This window comes from Streptomyces sp. CHD11, assembly GCF_018638295.1.
GTDB lineage: Bacteria > Actinomycetota > Actinomycetes > Streptomycetales > Streptomycetaceae > Streptomyces.
The window spans coordinates 26,045-41,890 of the sequence record NZ_JABTTS010000024.1; the positions used below are offsets into that span (position 1 = coordinate 26,045).

The following is a 15,846-nucleotide window of genomic DNA, read 5'->3' on the forward strand; positions in this document are numbered from 1 at the left end:
TACGGCTCTCAGTCGTCTTCGTTGTCGCCGAAGTCCGGGCGGACGTCCCGGGCGGCCATGATCTCGTCGTTGGAGGTGCCGGCGGCGACCATCGGCCACACCATCGCGTCCTCGTGGACGATGAAGTCCACGACGACCGGACGGTCGTTGACGGAGTTGGCCTCCTCGATGACCTTGTCGAGGTCGGCGGGGTCCTCGCAGCGGATCGCGTAGCAGCCCATGGCCTCGGACAGCTTCACGAAGTCGGGGACCCGGGTGCCCGCGCTCTTCCCGTCGCCGTCCGCGCCGGGGCCGGAGTGCAGCACCGTGTTGGAGTAGCGCTGGTTGTAGAAGAGGGTCTGCCACTGGCGGACCATCCCGAGGGCGCCGTTGTTGATGATGGCGACCTTGATCGGGATGTTGTTCAGGGCGCAGGTGGTGAGTTCCTGGTTGGTCATCTGGAAGCAGCCGTCGCCGTCGATCGCCCAGACGGCGCGGTCGGGCCTGCCGGCCTTGGCGCCCATGGCGGCCGGGACCGCGTAGCCCATGGTTCCGGCGCCGCCGGAGTTCAGCCAGGTGGCGGGCTGCTCGTACTGGACGAAGTGCGCCGCCCACATCTGGTGCTGGCCGACGCCGGCCGCGAAGATCGTGCCCTCCGGCGCCAGCTGCCCGATGCGCTCGATGACCTGCTGCGGGGAGAGCGAGCCGTCCCCGGGCTGGTCGTAGCCGAGCGGGTAGGTCTCGCGCCAGCGGCTCAGGTCGTTCCACCAGGCACTGTAGTCGCCGCGGTTGCCCTCGGCGTGCTCCTTCTGGACGGCCTGGACGAGGTCGGCGAGGACCTCGCGGGCGTCACCGACGATCGGCACGTCGGCGGCGCGGTTCTTGCCGATCTCCGCCGGGTCGATGTCGGCGTGGACGATCTTGGCGTACGGGGCGAAGCTGTCCAGCCTGCCGGTGACACGGTCGTCGAAGCGGGCTCCGAGGGCGACGATCAGGTCGGCCTTCTGCAGCGCGGTGACGGCGGTGACCGCACCGTGCATGCCCGGCATTCCCACGTGCAGCTCGTGGCTGTCGGGGAATGCGCCGAGTCCCATCAGGGTGGTGGTGACGGGAGCTCCGGTGAGTTCCGCGAGGACCTTCAGCTCGGCGGTGGCGCCGGCCTTGATCACTCCGCCGCCGACGTAGAGCACCGGCCGCTTCGCGGCGGTGATCAGCTTGGCCGCCTCGCGGATCTGCTTGGCGTGCGGCTTGGTGACGGGCCGGTAGCCGGGCAGGTCCATGGTGGGCGGCCAGGTGAAGGCCGTCCTCGCCTGGAGGGCGTCCTTGGCGATGTCGACCAGCACCGGGCCGGGGCGGCCGGTGGAGGCGATGTGGAACGCCTGCGCGATCACCCGCGGGATGTCCTCGGCCTTGGTGACCAGGAAGTTGTGCTTGGTGACCGGCATGGTGATGCCGACGATGTCCGCCTCCTGGAAGGCGTCCGTGCCGATGGCCTTGGAGGCGACCTGGCCGGTGATCGCGACCATCGGCACCGAGTCCATGTGCGCGTCGGCGATCGGGGTGACCAGGTTGGTGGCACCGGGTCCGGAGGTCGCCATGCACACACCCACCTTGCCGGTGGCCTGCGCGTAGCCGGTGGCCGCGTGTCCGGCGCCCTGCTCGTGCCGGACCAGGACGTGACGCACCCGGGTGGAGTCCATCAGCGGGTCGTAGGCGGGGAGGATCGCGCCCCCGGGAATGCCGAATACCGTGTCGGCGCCGACCTCCTCGAGCGAGCGGATGAGGGACTGCGCACCCGTGACGTGCTCGACGGGGGCGGACTGTCCTCCGGATCGGGGCCGGGGCTGCGGGTGATGGGCCCCGGAGGCCTGCTCGGTCATCGGCATTCTCTTCTCGATGCTGAGGGTTTTTGCGAAGTTCGTGCGGGTTGGGCGTACTGCTCGGCAGGTGCCTGTGCAACAAAAAACCCCTCGTGCCGTAAGGCAAGCGAGGGGAGCGCGCCGGGTGGGTGGTCGCTGAGCGATCGGGGCTCAGCGTCAGCCGACGCGCTGTCCAAGTACGAGAATTCGGGTGCGCATGGAAATGACCCTCCCTCCGGCACGCACCCACTGTCAAGTGGGTGGGACGGGAGTCTCATGATGTGAGCGCAGGGCCGTGCCACCTTTGAGTACGGCGGTCACTCCCGTGGAGTACACCCCCGGCCCGCCGCCCGCGAACACGGGCTCGGCCGGTCCGCGCGGCACCGGACAGTGCCCGGCGGCCAGCGCCCTGCGCAGCCGGTACTCGTCCAGCGGTCCGGAGAACGCCATGCCCTGCCCGTGCGTACAGCCCATGGCGCGCAGGGCCGCGGCCTGCTCGGGCAGGTCCACGCCCACGGCGACGGAGTGCATCCCGAGGTCGGAGGCGATCCGCAGCAGCCCTCCGGTGATCTTGTTCAGCCGCGCGGACTCCACCACGCCGTCGACCAGGCTGCGGTCGAGCTTGAGGACGTCCACGGGGAGCCGCCGCAGGGCGGTGATCGCCGCGAGCCCGCCACCGAAGCCGTCGAGCGCGATCCGGACACCGAGCCGCTTGAGCACGGCCAGCCGGCGCTCCAGTTCGTCGAGCGGGACCCGGGGGTCGGTGTCGGCCAGCTCGACGATCAGGGAGCCGGACGGCAGTCCGTGCCGGGTGAGCAGGGCCTCGATCGAGCCCAGCGGCAGCGACCGGTCCAGCAGCCTGCGGGCGCTCAGCCGGACGGCCACGGGTACGGGCAGACCGATGGCGTGCCGCTCGGCGGCCTGCTCGACGGCCTCCTCCAGCACCCACCGGCCGAGCTCGGCGGTCTTCTCACTGTCCTCGGCCACGCGCAGGAACTCCGAGGGGGTGAAGAGCACCCCCTGGGACGAGCGCCAGCGCGCCTGGGCACAGACGGAGGTGATCCGGCCGTCCGCCAGACACACCACCGGCTGGTGCAGCAGGGCGAACTCGCCGTGGCGCAGTGCCGCGCGCAGCCGCGTGGCCAGTTCCGCCTTGCGGACGACGTCCTGCTGCATGTGTGGTCTGTACAGCTCCACCCGGCCCTTGCCCGCCGCCTTGGCCCGGTACATGGCAAGGTCGGCGTTGCGCAGCAACTCCCCCGCGCCGACGCCGGGTTCGGCGAAGGCGACGCCGATGGAGGCGTTGACCCGGACATCGTTGCCGTCGATCGCGTAGGGCTGGGAGAGAGTGGCTCTGAGGCGGTCGGCGAGCTCCAGCATGTGCCGCTCCCGGGCGTCCCGGTCCCGGACTCCGTCGCCGGCGATCAGGGCGGCGAACTCGTCACCGCCCAGCCGGGAGGCGGTGTCGCCCTTACGGACCGCGTCCTGCAGTCTGCGGGCGGCCTGGACGAGCAGCTCGTCCCCGGCCTGGTGTCCGATGGTGTCGTTGACGCCCTTGAAACCGTCGAGGTCGATGAAGAGCACGGCCGTGCCCCTGAGGGCGGCTCCGCGGTCCGAGGCGCGTCGGCCGGAGAGCGCCTGCTGGACGCGCCGGGTGAACAGGGCGCGGTTGGGCAGGTCGGTGAGCGGGTCGTGCTCCGCGTTGTGCTGGAGCTGCGCCTGGAGCCGCACTCTCTCGGTCACGTCACGGCTGTTGAAGATGAGTCCGCCGTGGTGCCGGTTGACGGTCGACTCGACGTTCAGCCAGCCTCCCCCGTCGCCGGAGCGGAAGCGGCACTCGATGCGGGTCGTGGGTTCCTCCACCGGGTCGGCCGCGAGGAAGCGGCGTACCTCGTGGACGACGGAGCCGAGGTCCTCCGGATGGATGAGCCCGGCCAGTTCCGTACCGACCAGGTCCTCCGCGGGGCTGCCGTACACCCCCGCGGCGGCCGGGGAGACGTAGCGGAGGATGCCGCTGGGCGCGGCGATCATGATGACGTCGCTGGAGCCCTGCACCAGGGACCGGAAGTGGTTCTCCTTCTGCGCGAGTTCCTGGGTGAGGGTGATGTTGTCGAGCAGCATGATGCCCTGGCGCACGACGAGCGCGAGCACCACGGTGCCGCCGGTGATCAGCACGACGCGGTCGACGCTGCGGCCGTTGAGCACGTTGTAGAGGATCCCCAGGGTGCACACGGCCGCCGCGAGGTACGGGGTGAGCGCGGCGAGGGAACCGGCGATGGGCCGGGAGAGCGGATACCGGCCCGGGTCACCGCCGGGCGCGGGCGGGTGCTGGTGGTCCGCGCCGCCGCGCCGGCCCGGCAGGTGCTCGTGGACCACACGCGTGTGCCCCTCACGCTCGGGCGGACCTCCCCGCGGCGCGGTCCACGGGGCGTATGCCAGGAGCAGGGAGCCGGCGAACCAGCCCGCGTCGAGCAGTTGTCCGGAGCGGTATCCGGCGTGCAGCAGCGGGGAGGTGAACAGGGCGTCGCACATCACGGTCAGCGCCAGGGCGCCGATCGCCGTGTTGACCGCGGACCGGTTCACCGCCGAACGCCGGAAGTGCAGCGCGAGCACCATGCTGACCAGGGCGATGTCGAGCAGCGGGTACGCCAGTGACAGCGCGGTGTGCGCGACCGACGGGCCCTCGGCCTGGGCGGCCTGGGCGAGCGCGAGGCTCCACGCGAGGGTGAGCAGGGAGCCGCCGATGAGCCAGGCGTCCAGGGCGAGACAGCCCCAGCCGGCCTTGGTCACGGGCCGCTTGGCGAGCACCAGGAGTCCCACGATCGCGGGCGGCGCGAAGCACAGGAAGAACAGATCGGCGTAGCTGGGGCTGGGCACCGGGACGCCCAGCACGACCTCGTACCACCCCCAGACCAGGTTGCCCAGGGAGGCCATGGCCGAGGAGAGGCTGAACAGCAGCCAGGCGGGCCGGAACCGGGTACGAGGGCTGCGGGCGTAGACGAAGCAGGAGACGGCCGCGGCGCCCGCGGCGGCGCTCAGCCCGAAGTCACCCATGATCAGAGCGAGTTGCCGCGAACCCCAGCCGAGCGCGGCGCCGACGGCGTACGCCGCGCAGACGAGGATCAGGACGAGTTGCGCGACCGGGCCGGGCCGGCGGTCGGTGGCCGGCACACCGGGCGGCCGCGTCCGCACGGCGGGCGGGGGGCGCAGCGCTCCGTCGAGGGTCCGGGTGGAGGCGGGCGCGCTCACCGGTTCCTCCCCGCCCGCGCCGCTCCGGCCCCGCTCGGCACCCCGTGCGGCGGGTGGGCGTGCCTTCCGGGGCCGGCGCACCGGTGACGCGGAGGGCTCTCGGGCCGGCCGCTCCACCGGGTGTCCTGACGGGTGTCCTGGCAGGTGCGGTGGCGGGTGTGATCGCCGCCGTGGCGACGGCGACCGCGCGCGTCCGCGCGCCATGGTCGCCACCGACGGCTCCGCCGCGTCGGATCGCTCGCCCACAGGCCGTGCATCGTCCGTCGCCCCCCTTGCAGTATCCGTGTCCATCCCCCGCGCCGATGGTCAGCGGCGCAGCCCCTGTCGGGACGATACACCAGTATGGTCACTCAGGGACATAGGTTCTCTACGCTCCGTAACGATCACCTGATGTACGAGTACCCACCGCGCCCGGAGAAACGCGGACGGTACCCGAAGCGGACTAGGCGCCTTCCGCTCCCGTGACCAGGACCACGTTGCCGGGCTCCTCCTGGTTCACGTAACGCCGCAACTGATCCCGCAGCAACCGCTCGGCGCGCGGGAGGAACGCGGATGTCGGTCCGCCGACGTGCGGGGTGACCAGCACGCCCGGCGCCCGCCACAGAGGATGTCCGGTGGGCAGCGGTTCGGGGTCCGTGACGTCGAGGGCCGCGGTGATGCGCCCGCTCTCCACCTCGGTGAGCAGCGCCTTCGTGTCGACGACGCCTCCGCGGGACACGTTCACGAGCAGGGCGCCGTCCTTCATCCGGGCCAGGAAACCGGCGTCCACGAGGTGCCGGGTGGTCTCGTTCAGCGGGGTGGAGAGGACGACGACGTCCGCCTGCGGAAGCAGGGAGGACAGTTCGGTGAGCGGGTGCACCGGCCCGCGCTCCGTGGTGCGCGCGGAGCGCGCGACGCGTTCCACCCGCGTGAGCTCGAACGCGGCGAGCCGGTCCTCGATGGCCGCGCCGATCGAGCCGTATCCCACGATGAGCACGCTCTTGTCGGCGAGCGCGGGCCGGAACCCGCCCCGCCACTCCCCCTTGTCCTGCGCCCGCACGAATCCGGGGATGCCGCGCAGCGAGGCCAGGATCAGCGCGAGCGTGAGTTCGGCGGTGCTGGCCTCGTGCACTCCGCGCGCGTTGCACAGGCGCACGCCGGGCGGCAGGTGCTTCAGCCCGGGTTCGACGTGGTCGGTACCGGCCGACAGGGTCTGCACGACCCGTACGGAACGCATCAGCGGCATCGGCCGTACGCCGACCGCCGGGGGCTTCATGTAGGGCACGACGTAGAAGGCGCAGCCGGCCGGGTCGGCGGGGAACTCCTCACCGCCGTCCCAGAAGCGGTAGCGCGGGCCCTCGGGGAGACCGTCGATCTCGTCCGGCGGAAAGGGAAGCCATACGTCAGCAGCAGTCATGGTCGGGAGGCTAGTTCAGGTGCTGTCGGCGGCAGAGGTTAGGTTGGGGGCCGGAGAGGGAGGGTCACGAGCAGGTGGAGCGCAGGACGATCGGCGCGGCGGCGCTCGCGGTGGGGGCCGTAGGACTCGGATGCATGCCGATGAGCTGGGCCTACAGCACGTCCCGGCAAAGCGGCGAGGAGTCGCTCAGGGCGGTGCACCAGGCGCTGGATTCGGGCTCGACCCTCCTCGACACCGCCGACATGTACGGCCCGTTCACCAACGAGCTGCTGATCGGCCGGGTGCTGAGGGAGCGGCGCGGCGACGCCTTCGTGTCGACGAAGGTCGGTCTGCTGGTGGGCGACCAGCACATCGTGGCCAACGGCCGTCCCGGGTACGTGAGAAGAGCCTGCGACGCGTCGCTGCGCCGGCTCCAGACCGATGTCATCGACCTCTACCAGCTGCACCGCGCCGACCCGGAGATACCGGTCGAGGAGACCTGGGGCGCGATGGCGGAACTCGTGCAGGCCGGAAAGGTGAGGGCGCTGGGGCTCTGCGCGGTCGGGGCCCGCTCGTCCCGGCGGCCGGGCGCGCGACTGCACGACGCGACGGTCCGGCAGCTGGAGCGGGTGCAGCAGGTGTTCCCGGTGAGCGCGGTGGAGGCCGAGCTGTCCGTGTGGTCGCCGGAGGCGCTGGAGACACTGCTGCCGTGGTGCGCCTCGCGGGGGGTCGGATTCCTGGCCGCGATGCCGCTGGGCAACGGTTTCCTGACGGGGACGCTGACGCCCGGAGTGGGGTTCGAGGCAGACGATCTGCGCGCCCGGCACCCCCGTTTCACGGCCGAGATGATGGCCGCGAACCAGCCGATCGTGGCCGGCCTGCGCCGCGTCGCCCGCCGGCACGGTGATCACGTCACCCCGGCCCAGGTGGCCCTGGCCTGGGTGCTGGGCACAAGCCGCCAGGTGATCCCGGTCCCCGGCACGAAGCGGGAGCGGTGGGTCAGGGAGAACGCGGCGTCGGCGGCCCTGCGCCTGACGGAACAGGACCTGGCGGACATAGCGGGACTGCCCGCGGCCCAGGGGTCGTGGGACTGACCGGGGGTGCGGGAAGCGGCCGGTACGGCGGGATCCGGGGGCGCGGTACCGGGAGGCGGGAAGGCAGCCGCCGTACCGGGTGGTGGGGCCGGGACCGGGGCCGGCCCTGGATCGGGGCCGGGACCGGCGTCTGCGCACGGCACGCGCGGGGATGCCGCTCGCGGTCCGGTGCATCGAGGTCGGGCGTTCGGGAACCTGGGAGGCGCGAGCGGTGTATGACAGGTAGAACCCGCCGCGTCGAAGGGACGACATCGTGCGACACCGTGCCGTGACGGCCGTACTGGCCGCCGCCACGCTCCTGCTGACGGCCGGCTGCTCCTCCGGCGACGGAGGAACAGCCGGCGGAGACGGCGGCGCCACCCCCACCGATACGACGGCGCGCTCGTCGGCCCCGGAGCGGACCGGGGAGGAGACCCCGCCGGCCAAGGGTTCGGTGAAGGTCGTCCGCACGGTCGCGACGGGTCTGAAGAGCCCCTGGGGCCTGGCGCCCCTGCCGGGCGGCGACCTTCTGGTGTCCTCCCGTGACGAGGCGACGATCACCCGGATCGACGGGAAGACCGGTGAGAAGACCGAGCTGGGCGAGGTGCCCGGAGTGTCCCCGTCCGGCGAGGGAGGCCTTCTCGGCATCGCCCTCTCCCCCGAGTACGCCTCGGACCACATGATCTACGCCTACTTCACCTCGGCCTCCGACAACCGCATCGTGCGCCTGATACACGACGAGAGGAAGCCGGCCGGCGAGCGGTTGGGCGCACCCGACACGGTGTTCCGCGCCATCCCCAAGGGCGTGAACCACAACGGCGGCCGGATCGCCTTCGGCCCGGACAGGCTGCTGTACGTGGGCACCGGCGAGACCGGTGACACCGGCCTGTCCCAGGACAAGGAGTCACTCGGCGGCAAGATCCTCCGGCTGACCCCGGAGGGCGAGCCGGCCCCGGGCAACCCATTCCCCGGCTCCCCCGTGTACAGCTACGGTCACCGCAATGTGCAGGGTCTCGCCTGGGACGGCGAACAGCGGTTGTTCGCCTCGGAGTTCGGCCAGAACACCTGGGACGAGCTGAACGCGATCGAGCCCGGTGACAACTACGGCTGGCCGGACGCGGAGGGCGAGTCCGACGGCGGCGGGTACCACGACCCGATCGATCAGTGGAGCACGGACGAGGCGTCCCCGAGCGGGCTCGCGTACGCGGAGGGGTCGCTCTGGATGGCGGGCCTGCGCGGCGAGCGTCTGTGGCGCATCCCGCTGAAGGGCACGGAGGCCTCGGCGGACCCGCAGTCCTTCCTGGAGGGCGAGTACGGCAGGCTGCGTACGGTGGTCGCCGCGGGCGACGACAAGCTGTGGCTGGTCACCAGCAACACGGACGGCAGGCGCACCCCGAAGGAAGGCGACGACCGCATCCTGGAGCTCCAGGTGAGCTAGCCGGCGTTCAGTCCCCCTCCGGCCCTCCCCCGCTCTCCTCCGGCGGCGTCGGCGCCCGTACCGTCACCTTCCCTGACACCAGGTCGATCGGACCGCGTCCGGGGTCGGCGTCGCCGACGTCCTCCCGGGTCAGCTCCAGCCGGTTCTGCTCCTCGCGGGTGTGCCTCCGGCCCGGGGCGAACAGTTCCTCGAAAGCGTTGAACACCGTGCCCCTCCCCGGGGCCGCCTGCGTCGTACGCCTGGTGTCCCGCACCCAGCCTTGCCCGGCGTCCGCCGGGAACAGGCCGAGGCGACGGGCCAGCGCCTCCACCGGATGCGGCGCGGTGCGGGGCCTCAGAAGGTACTCAGTACCGTCACCGGGCCCTCAGAACCTCCTGAGCCCCCGGCCGGGCGGTACCGGGGGCGGACATCTGCGGGAGGTGCCCCCGGTCGCCCGGAGACCCCTCGTGACCTGCGCCGGCTCAGCCGGTGGCGGGCAGGCCCAGCAGGAGGCCGGTGTACTTGAGGACCGCGAGCAGCAGTCCGATGGCGCCGAGCGTGACACCCGCCCAGGCGACCGACGTGATCCAGGGCGCCCGGACCGTCCGGCCGGGGGCTCCGAAGGCGGGCCTGGCGAGCACCGCCACGCCCACGATCAGCGCGGTCAGGGCGAACAGGCCACCCCACACGGCGCTGGTGTTCCAGGCGTCGCCGTACACCTCCTTCACCTGGGTGGCGACGCCGGCGTCCGCCGCCGTCTCCAACTGGCCCACGAGGGTCTCGCGCGCTGCGGCGACGGTGCCCAGCCAGCTGCCGGTCAGTGAGACGAGGCCCAGCGCCGCCGAGACGACGGCGGCCGCACCCTGCCCCACACCGGACGGCTCCTCGGCCCCGGCCCCGGCCGCGTCCCGTTCCGCATCCGACTCCGACTCCGCCTCCGCGTGCGGCTCCGTTTCCGGCTCCTTCTCCGACGCCGTGATGTCGGCGTCGACGTCCACCGCCGCGCCCTCCCGCTTGTTGCCGGCGGCGTCCTCGGTTCCCTTTTCGGTTCCGGTTCCGGTCTCGTCCGCTGTCCTGGTTCCCATGCCCCGCACCGTACGGACGCTCTCTGAGAGTCCGCTTAATGATCGTCGTGCGCGCGCCACTCCGGGGCCAGGACGGACCACACCTCCAGGTCCTGGCGCACCCCGTGGTGGAGATGGGCCTCGCGGCGCACGCCGTCGCGGGTCATGCCGAGCCGGCCGGCGACCGCGATGCTCGGCGCGTTGCCGGCCGCGGCGACCCATTCGACCCGGTGGATCCCGCGCTGCTCGACGGCCCAGTCGATGAGTACCCGCATCGCCCGGGTGACCAGCCCGCGCCCGGTGGCGGCGGGCTCCAGCCAGCAGCCGACCTCGCAGCTGCCGTTCCCGGCGTCGAAGTTCAGGGTGAGCACGCCGCCGACGAGCGAGCCGTCCAGCCACAGCCCGTGCAGGGAGGCGGTGTCGGCGGCGCGCCAGTCGGCGTAGCGCTGCAGCACCTCCCGCGCGCCGGCCACGTCCGTGGCGCGGGAGCCGAAGGGGACGTACCTGTTGATGAATTCCCGGCCCCGGTCCAGATGGGCCAGGAACTCCTCTGCGTGCCAGGGCTCCAGCGGGCGCAGCTCGGCTCCGTCGTCACCCAGTCGTATCGCGTACATCCCGCTGTCGCTCCTCCTCGGCCAGCACGTCCGCCACCTCGGCGTCCGTGGCGGCGGCCAGCCTCTCATGGGCGACACGGGCCTCGGGCGGCTCGATGCTGATCCGGGGCAGCACACGGTCCAGCCAGCGCGGAAGCCACCAGTTGGCGCCGCCGAGGAGGTGCATGAGCGCGGGGACGAGCAGGGTGCGCAGGACGAAGGCGTCGAGGGCGACGGCCGCGGCGAGCGCGATGCCGAACATGGCGATCACCCGGTCGCCGGTGAGGACGAAGGCGAGGAAGACCGAGATCATGATCACCGCGGCGGAGTTGATCACCCGGCTGGTCTCGGCCAGCCCGACCCGGACGGCACGCCGGTTGTCGCCGGTCTCCAGCCACTCCTCGTACATCCGGCTCACCAGGAAGACCTGGTAGTCCATGGAGAGCCCGAAGAGTACCGACACCATGATCACGGGCAGGAAGGGCTCGATGGGACCCCCGGGGCCCAGGCCGAGCATTTCGCTGCCCCAGCCCCACTGGAAGATCGCCACCACGACGCCGAACGCCGCGGCGACGGCGGCGACGTTCATCGCGGCGGCCTTGAGGGGTATGCCGATCGAGCGGAAGGCCAGCAGGAGCAGCAGACAGCCCAGACCGACCACGACACCGACGAAGAGCGGCAGCTTGTCCACGATGACGTCGGCGAAGTCGTCGTATCCGGCCGTCACACCGCCGACCTGCAGATCGAGGGAGGTACCCGACTCGGCCGGGGGCAGCACGTCGGCGCGCAGCCGGTCGACGAGGTCACTGGTCTGCTTCGACTGCGGGGACGACTCCGGTACGACGGTGAGGTAGGCGGTGTCGCCGCCCTGGTCGTAGGTCACCGGCGACACGGAGGCGACTCCGTCGGTGTCGCGCAGGGCGGGGCCGAGGTTGTCCAGGGCGAGCCGGTCCCCGGCGCCGTCGACCTCGGTGACGAGGGTGAGCGGGCCGTTCACCCCCGGCCCGAAGCCCTCGGCGAGGAGGTCGTAGGCCTGGCGGGTGGTGGAAGCCTTGGGGTCGTTGCCCTGGTCGGAGGTGCCGAGGTGGAGCGAGAGGGTGGGGAGCGCGAGGACGGCCATGACGACGACCGCGATCGCGCCGAGCAGCTTCGGGTGACGCTCCACGAACGCGGACCAGCGGGCGGCGAACCCGGTCGGCACCTCCGGCTCGGGCCCGTGCTCGGCCAGCCGGCGCCGCTCCCGGCGGTTGAGCGCGCGCATGCCGATGAACGACAGCAGGGACGGGAGAAGGGTGACGGAGGCGGCGACGGTGAGCACCACGGTGAGCGCGGCGGCGACGGCGACGCCGTTGAGGAAGTTCAGCCGGAGGATCAGCATGCCCAGCAGGGCGATGCACACGGTTGCACCCGCGAAGACGACCGCCCGTCCGGTGGTGGCGACGGCGTTGGTGGCGGCCTCGGTGACGGTGAGGCCGCGTTTCAGTCCGCGTCGGTGCCGGGTGACGATGAACAGCGCGTAGTCGATGCCCACCCCGAGCCCGATCAGCATGCCGAGCATGGGCGCGAAGTCGGCGACGGTCATGACGTGACCGAGCAGCACGATGCCCGCGTAGGCGGTCCCCACGCTGACCAGGGCGGTGGCGATGGGCAGCAGCGAGGCGGCGAGCGAGCCGAAGGCGAGGAAGAGGACCGCGGCGGCGACCAGCACCCCGACGATCTCGGCGGTGTGCCCGCCGGCCGCCCCGGTGGTCTCGACGGCGCTGCCGCTCAGTTCGACACGCAGCCCGTCGGTCTCGGCGGCCTCGGCCGTCCGCACCACGGCGGCGGCCTCGCCCGCCTCCATGTCCTTGGCCTGGTCCTCGAAGGTGACCGTGGCGTAGGCGGTACGGCCGTCCTGGCTGACGCGTCCGGCACCCTGGTCCTCGTACGGGCCGCTCACGGCGGCCACGCCGGGCAGGTCCCCGATCCGGTCCAGGGTGCGGGTCATGGCCTGCTCGACCCCGGGGTCCCGGACGCTGCCCGACGCCGTGTGCCAGACCACGTTGTCGCTGTCCCCGCCGAGGGCGGGGAAGCCCTCCTTCAGCAGCTCGGTGGCCCGTCCCGACTCGGTGCCCGGCACGTTGTAGTCGTTCGAGTAGGCGGAGCCGGCGGAGAGGGCTCCCGCGGCGACCCCGCCGAGGGCGAGGAGCCAGAAGAGGAGAGTGATCAGGCGGCGTCGGACACACCAGCGTGCTAGGGCTGCCACGAATGTGCTCCCAGGGTGACTCGGTGTGGATCTTTGTCCGGGAACAGTCGCGCAAGAACCGAACAGCCCGCAAAGAACGCATGAGCAATGCCCTGCCACTCTTACAGGCGAAAATGATCGTTTGTCTGCTTCGTGGACTAACTCACATTCGTGGAACCGGCCGGTCGGAACGGTCTCCCGGCGCCGTGACCAGGGGTCCTGCGAACAGCAGCGCCTGCGCCTCACGTGGACGCCCCACAGCCCACGCCCATGCCCACACCCCACGTCCACGCCCCCGAGAACGGTCGCGAGTCCGCCGACCACGGACCCGCAGACCACAGGCCGGAGCCCTCGCTCGCCGCATACCCCCGACGCTCTCGACGCCCCTGGCACCCCTGGCACCCCTGGCGCCCCCGTGCCTCCCCCGAGCGGTGCGACCCGGGGCCGGGAAACTGGGATGCGGGTCTCCTCGGGCGCCTGCTAGCGTCCGCCGGTCCGACGTTACGCGGCAGCCCGCCGCCGGCCGAAGCAGGTGCTTTGATGCTTGTCCCCGCGATCTCCGACGCGATCCCTTCCTTCCTCACGGCCCCAAGGAGCCAGTTCACCGATGTCGGACATCACATCGAGCACCCCGTCGGGTGACACCCCGCACGACGACCTCACCAGCCGCCTCGCCCTGCCCCGGTACCCCCGCAGCAGCGCCTACGACGCCCGCTGGACCATCGAGAACGCGATGGGCCCGCACGCGCTGTGGCTGCTGGAGTGGCTCGCCCCGGCCCTCGGCCTCGACACCCTGCGCCCCGGCGCCCGCGTGCTCGACCTGGGCTGCGGACGCGCCATGACGTCCGTCTTCCTGGCCAGGGAGTACGGCGTCCAGGTCACCGCGGCCGATCTGTGGATCACACCGGACGACAACGCGCGCCGGATCGCCGAGGCGGGCGTCGCCGACCGGGTGCTGCCGGTTCACGCCGAGGCGCACGACCTGCCCTTCGGGGAGGAGAGCTTCGACGCGATCGTGTCGATCGACGCGTACCAGTACTTCGGCACCGACGATCTCTTTCTTCCGACGCTGACCCGGCTGCTGAAGCCCGGCGGCCGGATCGGTGTCGTCGTCCCGGCGATGCCCGTGGAGATCGAGGGCGACACACCCCCGGAGCACCTCCAGCCCTTCTGGGACCCCGCGTTCTGGTGCTTCCACAGCCCTGCCTGGTGGCGCCGCCACTGGACCCGCAGCGGTGCCGTGGAGGTCGAGACGGCCGACTGGCTGGAGGACGGCTGGCGGGAGTGGCTGCTCTGGTGCGACGTCGTCGCCGAGGAGAGCACCCAGGAGTTCCCCGCACGGATGAGCCGGGAGAACGCGGACCTGCTGCGCGCGGACCAGGGCCGCACCCTGGGCTTCGCACGCGTGGTGGGCCGCCGGCCCTGATCACGTGACGGCATGGGAGAGGGGGGGCATCGAATCCGATGCGCCCCCTCTTCCCGCGTCGGGACCTCAGCCCTCGACGCCCAGCTGCTCCAGGATCAGTTCCTTCACGCGGGCCGCGTCCGCCTGGCCGCGTGTGGCCTTCATGACGGCGCCGACCAGCGCGCCCACCGCGGCGACCTTGCCGCCGCGGATCTTGTCCGCGATGGCCGGGTTGCCGGCGATGGCCTCCTCGACGGCCGTGGTGAGCGCGCCCTCGTCGGACACGACCTTGAGACCGCGCTTGTCGACGACCTCGTCCGGAGTGCCCTCGCCGCCGAGCACACCCTCGATGACCTGGCGGGCCAGCTTGTCGTTGAGGTCCCCCGCGTTCACCAGCCCGGCGATCCGGGCGACCTGCGCCGGGGTGATCGCGAGCTCGTCGAGGGCCTTGCCGGACTCGTTGGCGGCACGGGCCAGTTCGCCCGTCCACCACTTCCGGGCGGAAGCGGCGTCCGCACCGGCGTCGATGGTGGCCACGATCCGGTCCAGCGCACCGGCGTTGAGGATCGACTGCATGTCCGTGCCGGAGATCCCCCAGTCCTCGCGGAGCCGGTTGCGGCGGACCAGCGGCAGCTCGGGCAGCCCCGCGCGCAGTTCTTCGACCCACTCGCGCGAGGGCGCGACGGGCACCAGGTCGGGCTCGGGGAAGTACCGGTAGTCCTCGGCCTCCTCCTTCACGCGGCCCGAGGTCGTGGACCCCGTGTCCTCGTGGAAGTGCCGGGTCTCCTGGATGATCGTCCCGCCCGCGTCGAGTACGGCGGCATGCCGCTGGATCTCGAACCGGGCGGCGCGCTCGACGGACCTGAGCGAGTTGACGTTCTTCGTCTCCGAGCGCGTGCCGAACTTCTCCCGGCCGTGCGGGCGCAGCGACAGGTTCACGTCGCAGCGCATCTGGCCCATCTCCATCCGGGCGTCGGACACACCGAGCGCCCGGATGAGCTCGCGCAGTTCACGGACGTACGCCCGCGCGACCTCGGGGGCCCGCTCGCCGGCGCCGGTGATCGGCTTGGTGACGATCTCGATCAGCGGGATGCCCGCGCGGTTGTAGTCGAGCAGCGAGTGGGAGGCGCCGTGGATACGGCCGGTGGCGCCGCCCACGTGCGTGGACTTGCCGGTGTCCTCCTCCATGTGGGCGCGCTCGATCTCCACGCGGAAGGTCTCACCGTCCTCCAGCTGCACGTCGAGGTAGCCGTCGAAGGCGATCGGCTCGTCGTACTGGGAGGTCTGGAAGTTCTTCGGCATGTCCGGATAGAAGTAGTTCTTCCGGGCGAAGCGGCACCATTCGGCGATCTCGCAGTGCAGCGCGAGACCGATCTTGACGGCGGACTCGACGCCGATCGCGTTGACGACCGGGAGCGCGCCGGGCATGCCGAGGCAGACCGGACAGGTCTGCGAGTTGGCGTCGGCGCCCAGCTCGGTGGAGCACCCGCAGAACATCTTGGTCTTGGTGCCGAGTTCGACATGGACCTCGAGGCCCATGACGGGGTCGTACGACGCGAGAGCGTCCTCGTACGACACCAGGTCGGTCGTGGTGGTCACGGTGTAACT

General features: G+C 71.8%; 11 protein-coding genes. 3 read left to right on the forward strand and 8 right to left on the reverse strand.

Annotation, left to right across the window (positions count from 1 at the left end; all coding sequences use genetic code 11):
• Window positions 1-8: 8 nt before the first annotated feature.
• The 3 genes from HTV45_RS22135 to HTV45_RS22145 all read right to left on the reverse strand — a co-directional run bounded on the left by HTV45_RS22135 (window position 9) and on the right by HTV45_RS22145 (window position 6,483).
• On the reverse strand, window positions 9-1,865 hold the full coding sequence (locus HTV45_RS22135) for an acetolactate synthase large subunit (RefSeq protein WP_215207580.1): 1,857 nt from the start codon (window positions 1,863-1,865) through the stop codon (window positions 9-11).
• Between the two features lie 225 nt (window positions 1,866-2,090).
• Window positions 2,091-5,087: a bifunctional diguanylate cyclase/phosphodiesterase gene (locus HTV45_RS22140; RefSeq protein ID WP_215207581.1), complete on the reverse strand. Its 2,997-nt coding sequence runs from the start codon at window positions 5,085-5,087 to the stop codon at window positions 2,091-2,093.
• A gap of 442 nt (window positions 5,088-5,529) precedes the next feature.
• Entirely contained in the window at window positions 5,530-6,483 is a 954-nt protein-coding gene (locus HTV45_RS22145) for a 2-hydroxyacid dehydrogenase (RefSeq protein ID WP_215207582.1), read from the reverse strand.
• 74 nt (window positions 6,484-6,557) lie between these two features.
• Between HTV45_RS22145 and HTV45_RS22150 the strand changes: the two genes are divergently transcribed.
• Window positions 6,558-7,556 carry an aldo/keto reductase gene (locus tag HTV45_RS22150; protein WP_215207583.1) on the forward strand — a complete coding sequence of 333 codons (999 nt, stop codon included), beginning with the start codon at window positions 6,558-6,560 and terminating at the stop codon, window positions 7,554-7,556.
• A 253-nt stretch (window positions 7,557-7,809) separates the two neighbouring features.
• Window positions 7,810-8,973, forward strand: a complete 1,164-nt coding sequence (locus HTV45_RS22155; RefSeq protein WP_308309725.1) for a PQQ-dependent sugar dehydrogenase — start codon at window positions 7,810-7,812, stop codon at window positions 8,971-8,973.
• A 7-nt stretch (window positions 8,974-8,980) separates the two neighbouring features.
• Here the strand turns inward: HTV45_RS22155 and HTV45_RS22160 are convergent, their stop codons facing one another.
• From HTV45_RS22160 to HTV45_RS22175, 4 genes are all read right to left on the reverse strand, one after another.
• Entirely contained in the window at window positions 8,981-9,178 is a 198-nt protein-coding gene (locus tag HTV45_RS22160; RefSeq protein WP_215207584.1) for a DUF6191 domain-containing protein, read from the reverse strand.
• 256 nt (window positions 9,179-9,434) lie between these two features.
• The gene (locus HTV45_RS22165; protein WP_215207585.1) at window positions 9,435-10,037 is read right to left on the reverse strand and encodes a hypothetical protein; all 603 of its coding nucleotides are present in this window, start codon (window positions 10,035-10,037) and stop codon (window positions 9,435-9,437) included.
• A gap of 35 nt (window positions 10,038-10,072) precedes the next feature.
• On the reverse strand, window positions 10,073-10,630 hold the full coding sequence (locus HTV45_RS22170) for a GNAT family N-acetyltransferase (protein ID WP_215207586.1): 558 nt from the start codon (window positions 10,628-10,630) through the stop codon (window positions 10,073-10,075).
• The gene (locus HTV45_RS22175; RefSeq protein WP_215207587.1) at window positions 10,608-12,854 is read right to left on the reverse strand and encodes an MMPL family transporter; all 2,247 of its coding nucleotides are present in this window, start codon (window positions 12,852-12,854) and stop codon (window positions 10,608-10,610) included. Before HTV45_RS22175 ends, HTV45_RS22170 begins: the two co-directional genes overlap by 23 nt.
• Before the next feature lie 586 nt (window positions 12,855-13,440).
• On the opposite strand from HTV45_RS22175, the gene HTV45_RS22180 reads away from it, so the two are divergent.
• On the forward strand, window positions 13,441-14,259 hold the full coding sequence (locus HTV45_RS22180) for a cyclopropane-fatty-acyl-phospholipid synthase family protein (protein WP_215207588.1): 819 nt from the start codon (window positions 13,441-13,443) through the stop codon (window positions 14,257-14,259).
• Between the two features lie 66 nt (window positions 14,260-14,325).
• On the opposite strand, the gene gatB is transcribed toward HTV45_RS22180, so the two are convergent.
• Window positions 14,326-15,837, reverse strand: a complete 1,512-nt coding sequence (gatB, locus tag HTV45_RS22185) for an Asp-tRNA(Asn)/Glu-tRNA(Gln) amidotransferase subunit GatB (protein ID WP_215207589.1) — start codon at window positions 15,835-15,837, stop codon at window positions 14,326-14,328.
• Window positions 15,838-15,846 lie beyond the last annotated feature (9 nt).